Below are 15,788 nucleotides of genomic sequence, written 5' to 3'. Positions count from 1 at the left end.
CAAAATAATGTTTACCGCCGTTGCCCCGCCCCAAAAAACCCTGCCCCGTGATTTAGTGGGAGCCATTCGGCAATTGAAAAAAGAGCTGAATGCGGTGATTTTGGCCCACTATTACCAAGAAGCGGCGATCCAAGACATTGCTGATTATTTGGGGGACTCCCTGGGGCTATCCCAACAGGCGGCCAGCACCGATGCCGATGTAATCGTTTTTGCCGGGGTGCATTTCATGGCGGAAACGGCCAAAATTCTCAATCCCCATAAATTGGTGCTTTTGCCAGATTTAGAAGCGGGCTGTTCCTTGGCCGACAGTTGCCCCCCCCGGGAATTTGCCGAGTTTAAGCAACGCCATCCTGACCATTTGGTGATTAGCTACATCAATTGCACGGCGGAAATTAAAGCCCTGAGCGATATTATTTGCACCAGTTCCAATGCGGTGAAAATTGTTCAACAATTGCCGCCGGATCAGAAGATAATTTTTGCCCCCGATCGCAATTTAGGTCGTTACGTTATGGAGCAAACGGGGCGAGAAATGGTGTTGTGGCAGGGTAGTTGCATTGTCCATGAAACCTTTTCGGAACGGCGTTTGCTGGAGCTGAAAACTCAATATCCCCAGGCGGAAATCATTGCCCATCCTGAATGTGAAGAAGCCATTCTGCGCCATGCAGATTTTATCGGCTCCACCACAGCGTTACTGAATTATTCGGGTAAATCCCAGGGCAAAGAATTTATCGTTGGTACGGAGCCGGGCATTATTCACCAAATGGAAAAGCTTTCCCCCTCTAAGCAATTCATTCCCCTGCCCAATAACAGCAATTGCGACTGCAATGAGTGTCCCTATATGCGTTTGAATACTTTGGAAAAACTCTATTGGGCTATGCAACGGCGATCGCCGGATATTACCTTACCGGAGGCCACCATGGCGGCCGCTCTGAAGCCGATCCAGAGAATGCTGGCCATGTCCTAGGGGTGGCATAATCAGGCTCCGGGATTATTAACCGGATAGGCTAGTATGGTGGTCGAGAAGCTATTGATTGTGAGGGCGACAATGACTGCCAAGCTATCCTGGGTAAGTCGAAAACTATTCTTTCCCCTGTTCCTGAGTGGCTGGATGGTAAGTTGTAGCCCCATCAATCCCTTTGGCATGGCCCAGGAATATTTGGACATTGCCAAACTGGAGGAAATTTCCAATCAACGGACAGTTAATATCCAGGGCATTGTGGTTAATGTGGCCCCATTTTTGGAAGGGGGTGCTTACCAAATTCAAGATAAAACCGGACGGGTGTGGGTCAAAACCGATCGCCAATTACCCCGTAAAGGCACGGTGCTGAGCATCCGGGCAGAAGTTGCCTTTGAACCCATTTTCATCGGCCCAGAAAAATTGGGGGAATCCTACCTGGTGGAAACCACTGCCCCCAACCCCCAGGCTACTGCTAACAATGGCGGCCCTGATACCAACGTCCCCACCGAAGAAACCCCCACGGCGATCGCCCCAACAGAAGGCACTACGAACATTGCTGTTATTGAAGAAACCACCACAGAAACAACGGAACCGGCTGGGACTACGGAAACAACTCAGGTAACGGAAGAAGTAGTGGAGGAAGTAACTACCACGGAAACCCCAGCCTCTTCTGATACGGCCGCTAACCTCATGCCTCCGGCTAATTCTAGTGGCAATAACACCACCACCATTCCAGTGGCCAATCCCGAAGCCCCCCGACCCATCGCCGATTCGGCCACGGCCCAACCCCCTAGCCAGACCAGACCCAATTTCGACAACCAGTTCCTGCCCCATAAGCGCTTAAGCAAATAGGCAAAGAGGCGAATTTGTTCTGAATTGAGGACAGGAGATTTGAATATTTTGTAATGCTCTACCATTCCCCACCATCGTCAATTTAGCTGGTGTGGATGCCTGAAGTTGGCTTGAGGTAGGTGTATTGCAACAAACTGCGCTCGTAATTTTCCAGCAATAATTGGGCTTCCTCCAAGCTCATACGTTTATCTTCCATGGCCTGTTCACAGTAGCGCCGCATATTTTCCAGCAAATCTTCGGGATCGTATTGTACATAGCCCAACACTTCGGCAATGGTATCTCCCCGCACTAAATGCTCAATTTGGTAACCTTTCGGATTCATCTGAATATGCACCACATTGATGTCCCCAAATAAATTATGTAAATTACCCATAATTTCTTGGTAAGCCCCCACCAAAAACATGCCCAAATAATAGGGTTCCACCCTAGGGGGAGTTCCCGGCTGATGCACTTCCATTAAAGGATGCAGTTCCAACACTGATTTGACATCCCGCAGGTCAATGAATCGGTCAATTTTGCCGTCGCTGTCGCAGGTAATATCCGCTAGAATGCCCCTCTGGGTGGGTTCTTCATCCAAACGGTGGATGGGCATAATCGGGAAAAGTTGGTCGATCGCCCAGGAATCCGGGGCCGATTGGAACACCGACATATTGGCGTAGTAAATAGAAGCCAAGTTAACTTCCAAATTTTCCAAATCATCGGGAACATATTCCTGCTGACGGCAAATTTGTAGAATTTTACGGCAACAAGCCCAATAAAGTTCCTCTGCTTTAGCCCTTTCTTTCAGGCCTAAATAACCAAAGTTAAATAAACTAATCGCCTCAGTTTTAAACTGTTCCACGTCATGGTACGCCTCTTGGTAATTATCCACCGTAATGGTTTCCCAGGTTTCCATCAAATTGCGCAAAATGGCATGGTCTTTAGCCTTCACCTTGGGCAAAGGGGGATTAATATCATTGGTGGCCACAACATCGAAAATGAGTACTGACTGATGGCTGGCGATCGCCCGGCCGCTTTCACTAATCAGCACAGGACAGGGAATCTCAGCGGCCACACAGGCATCCTGCACTGCCGAAATCACATCATTAACGTAATTCTGGATATTGTAATTTTTGGAAGCGTAAAAATTGGTTTTGGAACCGTCATAATCCACCCCTAGGCCGCCCCCCACATCGAGATAGCGCATATTGCCCCCCAGCTTGGCCAACTGGACAAAAATTTGGCTAGCTTCTGTCATCGCTTCCTTGATCACAGAGATGGAAGAGATCTGGGAACCAATGTGGAAATGGAGCAATTGCAGACTATCTAACATCTCCGCCTGGCGCAGTTGCTCGATCGCCGTCAACATTTCCGGAATGGTCAAACCAAATTTAGCCCGATCGCCAGTGGAAATGCCCCAACGGCCCATGCCCTGGGTACTGAGTTTGGCCCTTACCCCCAAAATTGGTTTAATGCCCAGATTGCTGGAAATTTCGATGGCCAAAGCCACCTCCGCCACCTGCTCCACCACAATAATCGGCCGATGCCCCAGACGACGGGCTAGCAAGGCGGTTTCAATATATTCCCGGTCTTTATAACCATTACAAATTAGTAAAGGCTGATTTTGTTGATCCGGCTCTGGGTTCTCCTGGGGTTGGAGCATGGCCAAGGCAATCATCAACTCCGGTTTAGAACCGGCTTCCAAGCCAAAATTATAGGGAGTGCCGTAGCGCACCAGGGATTCCACAATGTGGCGATGCTGGTTGCACTTGATGGGATAAACCCCCCGGTAGGTGTTGGGATAGCGGTAACGGGCAATGCCCCGGGCAAAGGCCGCATTAAGGCGATTGATGCGGTCAGCCAAAATATCAGAAAAGCGCAACAGTAAAGGCAAGCCAATATTTCTTTGCCTCAAACCCTTGACCAATTCGTACAAATCTAATGCTCCCCCATGGTCAGCCTGGGGAGAAACGGTCACATGGCCGGCCGCATTAATGGAAAAGTAAGGTTCCCCCCAACCAGTGATGCGGTAGAGGTTTTCGCTGTCGTCAATGGTCCAACGACGGTCTTGGGCGATCGCCTGGGAATTGGAATCAGTTTTCACCCCAGCGGTATGGCCTGCTTCGGTACTGTCGGTTAACTCCGGCATTGCCATGACACTTAGTTCTAGTTCGATTGACTGCCCTTCCATGGCTTGCCCCAACAAAAAATAACTGCTTTGGATTGTTACACTCCCCCGACAGAATCTAGCATAGAATAGCTTCGGCAAGGCTTTCTTCTGCCATAGCTTAAACGGATGTTAACCTAAGCGCTGTAACTAATTTATATGCCCATATATGCCCAACCCTTCTTTCCTGCCCCCAGAAACAAACCACCAAAGATTGCAAGAAATTTGGGAAGATAGCTTGGCCATGCAGTACTTGGCTCCGTTGACAGGCAACTATTTGCCCTGGAGTGGCTATGCTCTGCGCCCCAGTGGATTGGTACAAATTCTCAACACAATTTTAATTCGCAAACATTTATCCATTGTGGAATGCGGCGGTGGTGTATCCACTTTGTATATTGCCCGTTTATTTCGCCGCAATGGTTTGCAGGGGAAACTCCACTGCATCGAAAATAATTTGGATTGGTTAAATCTGTTGCAAAATGCCTTGGCGAGGGAAGAGTTAACTACCTACGTCCATCTTATTCATGCCCCCTTGGAACCCTGCGAACTGGCCTTGGACAATGGAGAGTGGTACGATCGCCAGAAGATCCGTCACCAGTTGCCGGCCAACAAAACCATTGATTGCCTGTTAGTAGATGGACCGCCCGCTTACCGAGAAGACATTCAATACTCACGGTTTCCTGCATTGCCTTTTTTCCAGCCGCAATTGGCTCCCCACAGCACCATTATTTTGGACGATATTAACCGAGCCGGGGAGCAGGAGATTTTGGCCCGTTGGCAAACATTACTCAATGTTAGCTTTGATAGCTCCATTGGCAATGTGGCGATCGCCCATCTGTCGGCCTAGGGTAAATTTTAAAAATCCCCTGATCCACCAGTTTCAGGGAAAGCCGGGTAAAAATCTGCCAGTGTTGGGATATTGGATATTGAGGGAACGAGCTAGAACCCTACTATCTGTCAGCCTAGCAAACCAAATGCTTTACATCGTCAGACTAGTTCAGGAAAATTAAGTTTGACCCATAGATTAATCCTAATCTTTTGCTATGAAATCCCCCCAGGCTCAACAAATCCTAGACCAGGCCCGCCGTTTGCTCTACGAAAAGGCCATGGTCAAAATCAATGGGCAATACGTGGGGACGGTGGCGGCCATTCCCCAATCGGATCACCATGATTTGAACTATACGGAAGTTTTCATTCGGGATAATGTGCCGGTGATGATCTTCTTGTTACTGCAAAATGAAACGGAAATTGTCCAAAACTTTTTGGAAATTTGCCTCACCCTCCAAAGTAAGGGCTTTCCCACCTACGGCATTTTTCCCACCAGTTTTGTGGAAACGGAAAACCATGAACTCAAGGCAGACTATGGCCAACGGGCGATCGGTCGGGTTTGCTCGGTGGATGCGTCCCTCTGGTGGCCCATTTTGGCCTATTACTACGTGCAAAGAACCGGCAATGAAGCTTGGGCTAGACAAACCCATGTGCAATTGGGGCTACAAAAGTTTTTAAACCTTATTCTCCATCCAGTCTTTCGGGATGCGCCCACTTTGTTTGTGCCCGACGGGGCCTTTATGATTGACCGTCCCATGGATGTGTGGGGAGCGCCGTTGGAAATCCAAACCCTGCTCTACGGAGCCCTGAAAAGTGCGGCGGGGTTACTGTTAATTGACCTCAAGGCGAAGGGTTATTGCAGCAATAAAGACCATCCTTTTGACAGCTTCACGATGGAGCAGAGTCATCAATTTAACCTGAGTGTGGATTGGCTCAAAAAACTCCGCACCTATCTGCTCAAGCATTATTGGATTAATTGCAATATTGTCCAAGCTCTCCGCCGCCGTCCCACGGAACAGTACGGTGAAGAAGCCAGCAACGAACATAATGTCCACACAGAAACCATTCCCAACTGGCTCCAGGATTGGCTCGGCGATCGAGGAGGCTATTTAATCGGCAATATCCGCACAGGTCGCCCGGATTTTCGCTTTTTCTCCCTGGGTAATTGCTTGGGGGCGATTTTTGACGTCACCAGCTTGGCCCAGCAACGTTCCTTTTTCCGTTTGGTATTGAATAATCAGCGGGAATTATGTGCCCAAATGCCCCTGAGAATTTGCCATCCCCCCCTCAAAGATGACGATTGGCGCAGTAAAACCGGCTTTGACCGCAAAAATTTACCCTGGTGTTACCACAATGCTGGCCATTGGCCCTGTTTATTCTGGTTTCTGGTGGTAGCGGTGCTCCGCCATAGCTGTCATTCCAACTACGGTACGGTGGAGTATGCGGAAATGGGGAATTTAATCCGCAATAACTACGAAGTACTTTTGCGCCGTTTGCCCAAACATAAATGGGCTGAGTATTTTGACGGCCCCACGGGCTTTTGGGTAGGGCAACAGTCCCGTTCCTACCAAACCTGGACCATTGTGGGTCTATTGCTAGTGCACCATTTCACCGAAGTTAACCCCGATGATGCTTTGATGTTCGACCTGCCTAGTTTGCAAAGTTTGCATCAAGCACTGCACTAGATGCCGTTGTTCATTTATTTTTTGCCCAATTCTTGGGAACGGCGATAGGCGGCCCGCACTGCTTCGATGATGGCGGAACGGAAACCCATTTTTTCCAACACTGCTACCCCGGCAATGGTGGTGCCCCCCGGACTGGTAACTTTATCCTTAATCTGGGCAGGGTGCTCCTCCGTTTCCTTGATTAACTCCGCTGTGCCCAACACTGTTTGCAAAGCCAATTTTTGGGCGATCGCCCTGGGTAATCCGGCCAAAACACCACCATCGGCCAGGGCTTCGATCATCAAAGCTACGTAGGCCGGTCCCGAACCGGAAACCCCCGTCACCGCATCCATTAAATTTTCCGGCACCTCCACCACATTGCCCACCGCCGAAAAGATGGCCTTAGCCTTGGCCAACTGATCTGGCTCTACCATTTTATTAGCGGCGATCGCCGTCATACCGGCCCCAACGGTGGCGGGGGTATTGGGCATGGCCCGGATGATGGCATGGTCGGGAAAACCCTTTTGAATTCTTTGCAGAGAAACCCCGGCCAAAATGGAAATTACCAAGGGACGATTGGCTCCTCCTGCTAAGCTGGCCAGCACTCGGTCTAGCACCTGGGGTTTGACAGCCAACAGCAGCACCTCAGAAACATTGGCCGCCTCTTGGTTATCGGGGGAAACCCGAACTTGATAGGTTTTTTGGAGATAATCCCGCCGGGCACCGTGGGGCTCCCCCACAATTATTTCTTCTGGGGCATAGGTCTTTTCTGCGATTAAGCGGGCCAGGATGGCTTCAGCCATTACTCCACCGCCGATGATACCGAGTTGAATGGACACTGTAATTTAGGCTATTCCCAATAGTATTCAGAATTATACCTCGAACCCCCAACTCCACCGACCCCACGGCTAATTCCGCAGGGGAAACAGAGGAGTTGGCAAGGTTAATTGCTCAGTCAATGCAATTGGGCAATGGATCAAGTTGCACTGGGTAGTAAACCGTTATGACGCAATAGGGGCGCAGTTTCCGGTTGCCGTCCCCGGAATTTCTCAAACACCACTGCGGGGGCTAAGCTTCCCCCCAGGGCTAACACCGTTTCCCGAAAACGTTTACCCGTGGTTTGCACAGCGACTTCGTTGTCTAACCCCACCTCTTCAAAGGCAGCAAAGGCATCGGCACTGAGCACTTCTGCCCATTTATAGCTGTAGTAACCGGCGGCGTAACCCCCGGCAAAGATGTGGCCAAAGGAGCAGAGAAAAGCATTTTCCGGCAGGGGAGGCAAAATGGTGGTAATTTTCGCCAGGCGATCGCCAATTTGCTCAATGGTTTCTGGGCCGTCGGGACGATAGCGGTGATGCAATTCCAAATCCACCAGGCTGAAATTAATTTGCCGGAGCATGGCAGAGCCGGTCATAAAGTTGCGGGTGGCGAGGATTTTTTCGTATTCCGCCTGGGGTAAGGTCTCCCCGGTTTGGTAATGCTTAGCCAAACTAAACAGGGTGGTGGGATCATAGCACCAATTTTCCATAAACTGGCTGGGCAATTCCACCGCATCCCATTCCACATTATTGATGCCCGCCGCACCGCTGTAATTAACCGTGGTTAGTAAATGTTGCAACCCATGGCCAAATTCATGGAATAGGGTAGTCACTTCGTAAAAAGTCATCAGGCTGGGCTGGTCCCCCACCGGCGGCGTTTGGTTACAAATTAAATAAGCTACTGGCAAACGTAGGGATTTTTGCCCATCGATTAATTCCTGACCCCGGTTTAAGCAATCCGCCATCCACGCACCGCCCCGTTTTTCCGCCGGCCGGCTATAGGCATCCAAATAAAAACTGGCGATCGCCGTGCCCGATTCATCCAACACTTGAAAAAATTGCACATCGGGGTGCCAAACAGGAACCTCTTCTTCACTAGTTTGAATGGTGACCCCAAATAGCCGCTTAGCTAAGGCAAATAATCCTTCCAGTACCTGGGGCAGGGGGAAATAGGGCCGCAGAGCCTCCGCATCAAAATCAAATTCCTGTTCCCGTTGCCGTTCTGACCAATAGGCCGTATCCCAATGGTGTAATTTTTCCACCCCAGCAAATTTTTGCAAATCAGCAAATTCCTGGGCCGCCGCCTCGTAACTGGGAACCCTTAGCTCCTCCAGCAGTTTTTCCACCGCCGCCACATTGGGGGCCATTTTGCGGGACAAACTCAACTCCGCATAGGTGTCAAAACCTAGCAACTGGGCCTTTTCCAGTCGTAGCGCCAAAATTCTCTCAATTAAGGGATGGTTATCCCACTGCCCATCCGCCGCCCGACGAATAAAGGCTCGGTAAACCTTTTCCCTCAGATCCTCCCGCTGACTATATTTCATAAAAGGAAGATAGCTGGGGTAGTCCAACGTAATTAGCCAGGGACCTTCCTCTGGGGTGGCATTTGCTCCCCCTTTCTGTTGGGCAGTTTGGGCCGCTAAAGCTAATAAACTCGGCGGCAAGCCGGCAATTTCTTCCTTGGTGGTCAGTTTCAACTCAAACGCTTGGCTGGCATCCAACACATTATTGGAAAATTTGGTGGCCAATTCCGCCAGTTCCAATTGAATGGCGTTAAACCTGTCCCGTTTTTCCCCCGTTAACCCTACGCCCCCCAGTTCCGCTTCCCGGATATTACTTTCCACAATGCGTTGCTGGGCTGGCTCTAGATTTCCCCATTGGGCGCTATCCCGCAGGGCCACAAAGGCTTCATAAAGGGGACGACTTTGCCCCAAACGGCTAATGAAACCCACCACCAGCGGTTGCACTTGTTCAAAGCCATGGCGCAATTCGGGGCTATTTTTCACCCCCATCAAATGGGAAACGGTGCCCCAAGTCCAACTCAGCTTTTCCTCCAGGGCCGTTAGGGGTTCCACCAATCCTTCCCAGGTGGGCTGCACAGTTTTTTCCAACTCAGTTAATTGGGCTTCTAATTCCTGCACCAGGGTGGTCACTGCCGGTTCCACATCGGTGGGTTGAATTTTGTCAAAGGCAGGTAAACCCCGGCCTTGAAGGAGCGGATTGGCAATGGCGGTGTGGGTCATGGTGATGGAAAAACAGAAAAGTTTGGGTCAGAGGAAAAATGCTTGTGGATAAACCACTCCCTAAATTCTGACATGAAGGCAATGAAAAAATCAGGCAACGTTGTTGGTCTGCGCTGCTACATGACACTAACTGAGTAGGCACGAACTGCTAAATCTACTGTCGCAATTGTCAGACAATTCTGTAAGGCTTGGCAGACAAGCATTCTGTCAAATGGATCACGATGTAGTGGTGGCAGTTCAGCCAATTGAATCACAGTACTCTCATCAAGAGCAAGGCTGGCAATTTGATGAAGCTCGCGCTGTTTAGGCAAATACGTTTCGGGAGACTCTGGTAGAGGAAGCTTGCCCAACTGGTATTTGACAATTGCTTCCCAGACAGAAACTGAACTCAGGTAGACCTCATTGTCTGGATCACGAATTGCATCCCGAACACCCGCTGATAACTGGGTATCGCCACTGATAAACCACAAAAAGATGTGCGTATCTAGCAAAATCCTCATTTGCCCTCAAATGCACTGAGAATATCTTCCGGAAGAGGATCATCGAAATCATCTGGAACGGTAAACTCGCCTGCACACAAACCGAACGGTCGCAATTGCTTACTACTGGTAATAGGTTTGAGTTCGGCGATCGGCTTGTCAAATCTAACAATAACGATAGTCTCACCTGCCTCTACTTGCTGAAGATATTTCAAAGGATCACACTGTATTTCTTCAACAGTAACGTTTAACATAAGATTTCCTCTTCCAACTCGGTTAACTGGGCTTCTAGTTCTTGCACCAAGATGGTCACTGCGGGCTCCACATCGGTGGCTTGAATTTTATCGAAAGCAGGCAGACCCCGACCTTGAAGTGGGAGATTGGCAACGGCGGCGGTAGTCATAAGGGAAATATTAGCGAAAATTGTCGAAAGTCGTACCGAAAAGAATCGAATGAAAAAATACCACAGGCAACTGTGATCATTTTCTTTAGCTTAACAACGGCAGAAAATACTTCCAGGGGGTCAAAACCGCCCTTGACGAGGTGCTTCAATACCTTACACACTCAACACTGGCCAGAATAAGAACCCCATCTGTAAAGTAAAGGGGAACTTACCGCGACCTACTTTTATTAGTTATAAGTTGTAATTCGTTGGGCTGGCATAGGGGAAACAGAAGGATATACATCCGTTAACCCATTAACATAGGATCCAGACAGCCTGAAATTTTCAAAAAAATCCTCAGCCCTAGGGAGATGCCAGACTAGCGGCAACCAAGGTTTCTCGAATGGATAAAAATCCAGGTAAATCACCCAAAGCACTGATGGTTTCTAAATTTCCCTTGTTGACAATATCGTTGAAGGTGTTGATGGCAAAATCCACGACTCTGATATCAACTTGGTCGCTATTCTGGATTTTCCGCATCGCTAACATCAAATAAGCAGTGGAGTCTGGATCTGCACCGGCCAGTACCATGTTGCTTGCCGTCCCCACCTGGTCAAGGTCAATACCTGCCGCAAAGGATATTGCTGCCACAATAGAAGCAACGTCGGCCAGGTCCGGGTTAGTTTCAATGGTTAACTCACCGACTTTTTCATTTTCCCTCTCAAAGGTAAGGGTGTTGGTGGCCGTCTCACTTTGGGCAATTTGCGACGACTCAATGCCCAAACCCCTATTCATGGACAATGAAGCCACCGTCAAACTAGAATCAGCGGTACTGGCTAAGTCTTTGATGCCAGCGCTAGCCTGTGCAAACTGCCGCACAATGGTGATAGTTGCTGTTCCCGCTCGTACCGTAATAATTTCATTGGGGTCTGCCCGCTCAATAACTGATACCAGATAATCATAGGCTGTCTCGAAGGTCGCAAAGGTTTCTGTGCTAATGGTTCTCCCTTCTACGATGACATCTACAATAATGGGGTCTGGTATTTCCCCTAGTATTGTGCGGAAAAAGTCAGCGTCGGGGATGTTGCCGACATTGGGAACGGTAAAAACGGTATTGCTATAGCTGCCAAAGTTTCCACCACTGGTAGCCGCCGACGTGGAACCGGCAAAAGAAGGTTGGGGGCAAGAAAGAGTAACCATTAATAAAGGACTCAACGCCCAAGCAAATTTTTTGATCATTGTGTCACCACCAAAGAATGAAAAGTCAAAAAAACATCACTGCCCTTTATGGAGAGCTATCTCGATCCGGGAGAGGGCAAGAAGTTGAAGCCATAGCTCAGACTAAAAACAAACCGAGTTCCCCCAGGGCTGTTATTGGTTAAATCCGTCCCTGTTGCTGTGAGGGTTAAGGGAATAGTGGGGACAGGAACAAAGGAAAGACCGAGGTTTAAACCTACTCCACTCCATTGTATGCCCACCCCAACTTGAGGTGCTATCTGTAGGCCCACGCCCCCAAAAACACCGGTGCTAGCCGGATCCTGACGGAAATAACCTCCTCCGACGCCCAGCGACAGCAATAGAGGAAGTTTATTAACGGGATCGTCAGGCCGCAGGAAGGAATAGCTTGTCACTGTCCCCCAAACGGTTGAGTCCTGAACAGCATTCCCTCCATAACGGGCGAAATCGCTCCAACCGGCGGCTATGGCAACTGCAGTGATGGGGTCCTGGTAAACCATGCGGGAAGCGGACATATCAAAGGTACCGTTCTGACCAAAGTTGTTGATACTGCCAATGTTATAGGCAAAATTGAGACCAACGTTTTCGACGGGATCGCCTAAACCAAAACCCATGCTGATGCTGCCATCCACTTGCCCATCTCGATCGTTACCAGGGGTAGCTCCTGTTCCACTGATGTAAATGTCTCCCCAGCTGGGACCAAAAGCACTGGGTACTCCAAAGGTTAGGGTGGGGTAGTAGACTCGAGCTAATTTGGCGTCATCGATTGGGGGAATGAGTAACTGCTCCCTCAATTCTTCTACAGTCGATTGCCCTGGAGGAGATTGAGCCAGCAAAAATGGGAAGTTGTTAGAATAGCCGGGGCTAACTGCAGATGTGGGAACACTAGCCACCTTAGTGGAGGTAACTTCCTGAATTTCATTGTTGGTCTCGTTCGACGCCATTATCTCCGAGGAATTCGAGGGAATTTGTTCAACTACTTCTGCTACTAGTTTTGGTTGTTCTGAATCAGCATTTTCCTGGTTGTCATCATTTGGGTTTTTCACATACAGGTTAGAGGGAATCACCGGGGCGCTGACAATTTGGAGCTCTTCAACGTTTTTAATTTCTACTTTCCGTTCAGCTTGGGCAATTATTTTCACTTCGTCAACTTCCTCTGGAATCCCAAGGGAGTTGGGCCCAGAGAGGGGTGATAGAACTGTGGTCTGTTCTGGTAGATTCTCCTCCGTTGCCACCATGTCTTCCTTAACAGGGAAAGCTTGTGGCATTTCAGAAGATAGTTCCGCTTGACCAACGGTTGGCGCACTCCATTGACTGCGGGCGATCGCCGTGGGAACGAGGGAAAGACCTTGGTTATAGGGAGTCAAAGTCCATTCCTGTTGGCCGGCAGTGAGGCTGATTTCCACTACCCCTGGTTCGGTTTGCTTAACTCTGAGACGACGTTTAACCAGGGAAGCTTCTGGGCGGGTGTTTCGGGACTCAATGGAGATGGATGGTGCTAGCTCTAAGCCCTGTAGAGTTAGAAATACACGATTTTCATCAGATTTGATCTCCGGCGGATATATGACACCATCTGCAACTATGGGAATAATCACTCCATCATCGGTCACAATAATATGAGTCAGGGTAGAAATTTGACTTGTGGTGGAACGGAAAGGTTTAGTCTCCTCGAATTCTGAGGCAGTTAAAGTTTCAGCATTACCCTGGATGCATCCTATCCCCAAAGTTAAAACTGTCGCTAGTAGTACGGGCAATGGAATTTGCCTGATAATGCTCATTTGTCTTTCTCTCCACACACCAAGTAGATCCAATTTGTTTGGATTCTACCGCAATTTTTGGTAAGTTCCGACGATAGACTAAAATATTGAGGTTTAGATAAAAATCGCATAGGTTTTATCTTGGATTTGATTTCATAAGTCTGCTGAGGTCATGTAACAACAGCGCTTTCAGTGCTTGGTATAGCAAAACCTACAAACATACTGAATGCTTGTCAGATAGGGAATTGAGATCTATTAAGATTTTCTCTAGAAATTAGCTCTTAATAATCAATGCTTATCTAAGCCGGAACAGTGACGGTTTTCGTGCCAGCCAGATTAAAAGCACTGTGGGCAGCTTTCAAAGCATCCACTCCCCGATCCTGGGGCACCACACAACTGATTTTGATTTCCGAGGTGGCAATCATTTCAATGTTGATATTTTCCTGGGCCAGGGCAGCAAAGAAGTGGGCCGCCACCCCCGGATGCCCAATCATGCCGGAACCAACAATGCTGACTTTGGCAATGGCTTTGTTGACCACTACGGCCGCATCTAACCAATCTTTGATCAGGGGCTGCAAAATCGCCTCAGCCTGACTGCTATCCCCTTCCGCCACCATAAAAGCAATGTCCCGGCAGGGAGTGCCTTGATTAATGCGACAGCGTTGGGATTGGATAATCATATCCACACTGATATTAGCCTCCGCTAGGGCGGTGAACAGTTGGGCCGCCATGCCAGGGCGATCGGGCACGTGGCGAATGGCAATTTGGGCCTGGTCTTGGTCTAGAGCTACCCCCCGCACCGCTGGTAAATGGGAAGTGTCCGTTTGGTTTTTAGGCGGAGATAAAGTTACCCCAAAGGCATTGGATAAAGCGGCGATCGCCCGGTCTGCGTCCCGTTGATCAATAACACAACTAACTTTCACTTCCGAAGTGGAAATCATTTCAATGTTGACCCCCACATCAGCCAGGGTTTTGAACATTTTGGCAGCGATGCCAGGGCGACCGATCATGCCTGCTCCAGCAATGGCAATTTTAGCGATACCCTTTTCGACAATGATTTCCGCTTCTTGATCCGCTTCGGGGTAACTGCGGAGGGCCGGGGCAATGGCGCTGGTAATGGCCTCGGCGGTGCCCAATAGGTCCTTGACTACGGTGAAAGCAATGTCATTACTGTTGCCATCGTGGATGGATTGAATAATTAAATCAATGTCCACCTGTTGTTGGGCAATATCCCGAAATAATTTTGATGCCACCCCAGGGCGATCGGGCACCCGCAACAGAGCAACTTTGGCTTGATCGGCATCGTATTCCACTCCGTCCACTGCTTTGGCAATTTCTAGCCCCACCAAGGAACGGTTTTGCACCGGAGGAGCCACCACCCTAGTACCCGGTTCATCACTCCAACTGGAACGCACCACCAAGGGAATGCCGTAATTACGGGCAATTTCCACCGCCCGGGGATGAAGTACTTTTGCTCCTAAGCTGGCCAACTCCAACATTTCATCACAAGTGATTTCCGCCATGAGTTGGGCTTCCGGCACCAAACGGGGATCGGTGGTTAAAATCCCCGGCACGTCGGTGTAAATTTCACAAAAATCTGCCTTCAGAGCCGCCGCCAGGGCCACAGCGGAAGTATCCGAACCACCCCGCCCCAGAGTGGTAATTTCTAGATGCTCCACACTGCTAATGCCCTGGAATCCGGCCACCACCACCACTTTTCCTTCCCGTAAATGGTGCTCCAGGCGATCGGGGCGAATTTCCAAAATGCGGGCTCGGCTATGTTCGGCTTCGGTGACAATACCCACTTGGGCCCCGGTGAGGGAAATGGCGGGCTGGTCTATTTCCTGCAAGGCTAAACTCAGCAAAGCAATGGATACCTGTTCCCCGGTGGAAAGTAACATATCCATCTCCCGGCGACAGGGATTGGGGGAAATCTGTTGGGCTAAATCCACTAACACATCGGTGCTTTTTCCCATGGCCGACACCACCACCACCAGGGAGTTGCCTCCCTGCACAGTTCGTTTAATGCGTTGGGCCACCGCTTGAATACGCTCCACAGTGCCAACGGAAGTGCCGCCAAATTTTTGAACGATTAATGCCATGGTGATTTCGGGATAGGGCCGGGGAAAAGTCGGCAGTTCCCCATGGTATCAAAAAAATTAAGCCGCTATTATTTCTTGACAAAAGCCTGTTGACTTCCAGTCAATCCTGGGGGATGATGATCTTTCGGTAAGCAAAACCACCGCAAGCGGAACTGGCGGAATTGGTAGACGCGCTAGATTCAGGTTCTAGTGTTCGTAAGGACTTCCGGGTTCAAGTCCCGGGTTCCGCATCTTAGAGTTTAATAAGCAACCCCAAAGTATTAGAATTCCGTAATGGAACTAAAACGGGCTAGTCATTGCGTGTATCAAATTCGTTACCATAT

The 15,788-nt window shown here is 49.4% G+C and carries 13 protein-coding genes and 1 tRNA gene; 5 read left to right on the top strand and 9 right to left on the bottom strand.

Going from position 1 to position 15,788, the window contains the following annotated elements; translation table 11 throughout:
- The first annotated feature begins 7 nt into the window (after positions 1–7).
- Together nadA and BWK47_RS15340 are read left to right on the top strand one after the other, a co-directional pair.
- Positions 8–964 carry a quinolinate synthase NadA gene (nadA, locus tag BWK47_RS15345; protein ID WP_162329323.1) on the top strand — a complete coding sequence of 319 codons (957 nt, stop codon included), beginning with the start codon at positions 8–10 and terminating at the stop codon, positions 962–964.
- Positions 965–1,045: 81 nt separating this feature from the next.
- Positions 1,046–1,810, top strand: a complete 765-nt coding sequence (locus BWK47_RS15340; RefSeq protein ID WP_237269681.1) for a hypothetical protein — start codon at positions 1,046–1,048, stop codon at positions 1,808–1,810.
- Between the two features lie 82 nt (positions 1,811–1,892).
- On the opposite strand, the gene speA is transcribed toward BWK47_RS15340, so the two are convergent.
- Positions 1,893–3,980 carry a biosynthetic arginine decarboxylase gene (speA, locus tag BWK47_RS15335; protein WP_162329321.1) on the bottom strand — a complete coding sequence of 696 codons (2,088 nt, stop codon included), beginning with the start codon at positions 3,978–3,980 and terminating at the stop codon, positions 1,893–1,895.
- Between the two features lie 145 nt (positions 3,981–4,125).
- Here speA and BWK47_RS15330 point away from each other — a divergent pair, with 145 nt between their 5' ends.
- Complete coding sequence (locus BWK47_RS15330; RefSeq protein WP_162329320.1) at positions 4,126–4,803, top strand: class I SAM-dependent methyltransferase; 678 nt, start codon at positions 4,126–4,128, stop codon at positions 4,801–4,803.
- Between the two features lie 196 nt (positions 4,804–4,999).
- Complete coding sequence (locus BWK47_RS15325) at positions 5,000–6,469, top strand: glycoside hydrolase 100 family protein (protein ID WP_162329319.1); 1,470 nt, start codon at positions 5,000–5,002, stop codon at positions 6,467–6,469.
- Positions 6,470–6,483: 14 nt separating this feature from the next.
- On the opposite strand, the gene proC is transcribed toward BWK47_RS15325, so the two are convergent.
- The 8 genes from proC to BWK47_RS15285 form a co-directional block, all read right to left on the bottom strand.
- Positions 6,484–7,287, bottom strand: coding sequence for a pyrroline-5-carboxylate reductase (gene proC, locus BWK47_RS15320; protein WP_010874161.1), 804 nt, complete (start codon positions 7,285–7,287; stop codon positions 6,484–6,486).
- A 137-nt stretch (positions 7,288–7,424) separates the two neighbouring features.
- Positions 7,425–9,509, bottom strand: coding sequence for a M3 family metallopeptidase (locus BWK47_RS15315; RefSeq protein ID WP_162329318.1), 2,085 nt, complete (start codon positions 9,507–9,509; stop codon positions 7,425–7,427).
- Between the two features lie 116 nt (positions 9,510–9,625).
- The gene (locus tag BWK47_RS15310) at positions 9,626–10,009 is read right to left on the bottom strand and encodes a type II toxin-antitoxin system VapC family toxin (protein ID WP_162329317.1); all 384 of its coding nucleotides are present in this window, start codon (positions 10,007–10,009) and stop codon (positions 9,626–9,628) included.
- Positions 10,006–10,242 carry a type II toxin-antitoxin system Phd/YefM family antitoxin gene (locus BWK47_RS15305; protein WP_162327077.1) on the bottom strand — a complete coding sequence of 79 codons (237 nt, stop codon included), beginning with the start codon at positions 10,240–10,242 and terminating at the stop codon, positions 10,006–10,008. The genes BWK47_RS15310 and BWK47_RS15305 overlap by 4 nt, the downstream gene beginning before the upstream one ends.
- On the bottom strand, positions 10,236–10,391 hold the full coding sequence (locus BWK47_RS15300) for a hypothetical protein (RefSeq protein ID WP_162329316.1): 156 nt from the start codon (positions 10,389–10,391) through the stop codon (positions 10,236–10,238). Before BWK47_RS15300 ends, BWK47_RS15305 begins: the two co-directional genes overlap by 7 nt.
- Positions 10,392–10,733: 342 nt before the next feature.
- On the bottom strand, positions 10,734–11,609 hold the full coding sequence (locus BWK47_RS15295; RefSeq protein WP_204250424.1) for a hypothetical protein: 876 nt from the start codon (positions 11,607–11,609) through the stop codon (positions 10,734–10,736).
- A gap of 56 nt (positions 11,610–11,665) precedes the next feature.
- Positions 11,666–13,384 carry a hypothetical protein gene (locus tag BWK47_RS15290; RefSeq protein ID WP_162329314.1) on the bottom strand — a complete coding sequence of 573 codons (1,719 nt, stop codon included), beginning with the start codon at positions 13,382–13,384 and terminating at the stop codon, positions 11,666–11,668.
- 278 nt (positions 13,385–13,662) lie between these two features.
- Positions 13,663–15,465, bottom strand: coding sequence for an aspartate kinase (locus BWK47_RS15285; protein WP_162329313.1), 1,803 nt, complete (start codon positions 15,463–15,465; stop codon positions 13,663–13,665).
- Between the two features lie 146 nt (positions 15,466–15,611).
- Between BWK47_RS15285 and BWK47_RS15280 the strand changes: the two genes are divergently transcribed.
- Positions 15,612–15,695 (top strand) — tRNA-Leu (locus BWK47_RS15280).
- Positions 15,696–15,788 lie beyond the last annotated feature (93 nt).

It is taken from the genome of Synechocystis sp. CACIAM 05 (assembly GCF_010222815.1).
Taxonomy (GTDB): Bacteria; Cyanobacteriota; Cyanobacteriia; order Cyanobacteriales; family Microcystaceae; genus Synechocystis.
This window is presented reverse-complemented; position numbering and strand designations above follow the sequence as displayed.

Coding starts and splice junctions, on each gene's coding strand:
- nadA (WP_162329323.1), top strand. CDS start 8: ATGTTTACCGCCGTTGCCCCGCCCCAAAAAACCCTGCCCCGTGATTTA.
- BWK47_RS15340 (WP_237269681.1), top strand. CDS start 1,046: ATGACTGCCAAGCTATCCTGGGTAAGTCGAAAACTATTCTTTCCCCTG.
- speA (WP_162329321.1), bottom strand. CDS start 3,980: ATGGAAGGGCAGTCAATCGAACTAGAACTAAGTGTCATGGCAATGCCG.
- BWK47_RS15330 (WP_162329320.1), top strand. CDS start 4,126: ATGCCCAACCCTTCTTTCCTGCCCCCAGAAACAAACCACCAAAGATTG.
- BWK47_RS15325 (WP_162329319.1), top strand. CDS start 5,000: ATGAAATCCCCCCAGGCTCAACAAATCCTAGACCAGGCCCGCCGTTTG.
- BWK47_RS15315 (WP_162329318.1), bottom strand. CDS start 9,509: ATGACCCACACCGCCATTGCCAATCCGCTCCTTCAAGGCCGGGGTTTA.
- BWK47_RS15310 (WP_162329317.1), bottom strand. CDS start 10,009: ATGAGGATTTTGCTAGATACGCACATCTTTTTGTGGTTTATCAGTGGC.
- BWK47_RS15305 (WP_162327077.1), bottom strand. CDS start 10,242: ATGTTAAACGTTACTGTTGAAGAAATACAGTGTGATCCTTTGAAATAT.
- BWK47_RS15300 (WP_162329316.1), bottom strand. CDS start 10,391: ATGACTACCGCCGCCGTTGCCAATCTCCCACTTCAAGGTCGGGGTCTG.
- BWK47_RS15295 (WP_204250424.1), bottom strand. CDS start 11,609: ATGATCAAAAAATTTGCTTGGGCGTTGAGTCCTTTATTAATGGTTACT.
- BWK47_RS15290 (WP_162329314.1), bottom strand. CDS start 13,384: ATGAGCATTATCAGGCAAATTCCATTGCCCGTACTACTAGCGACAGTT.
- BWK47_RS15285 (WP_162329313.1), bottom strand. CDS start 15,465: ATGGCATTAATCGTTCAAAAATTTGGCGGCACTTCCGTTGGCACTGTG.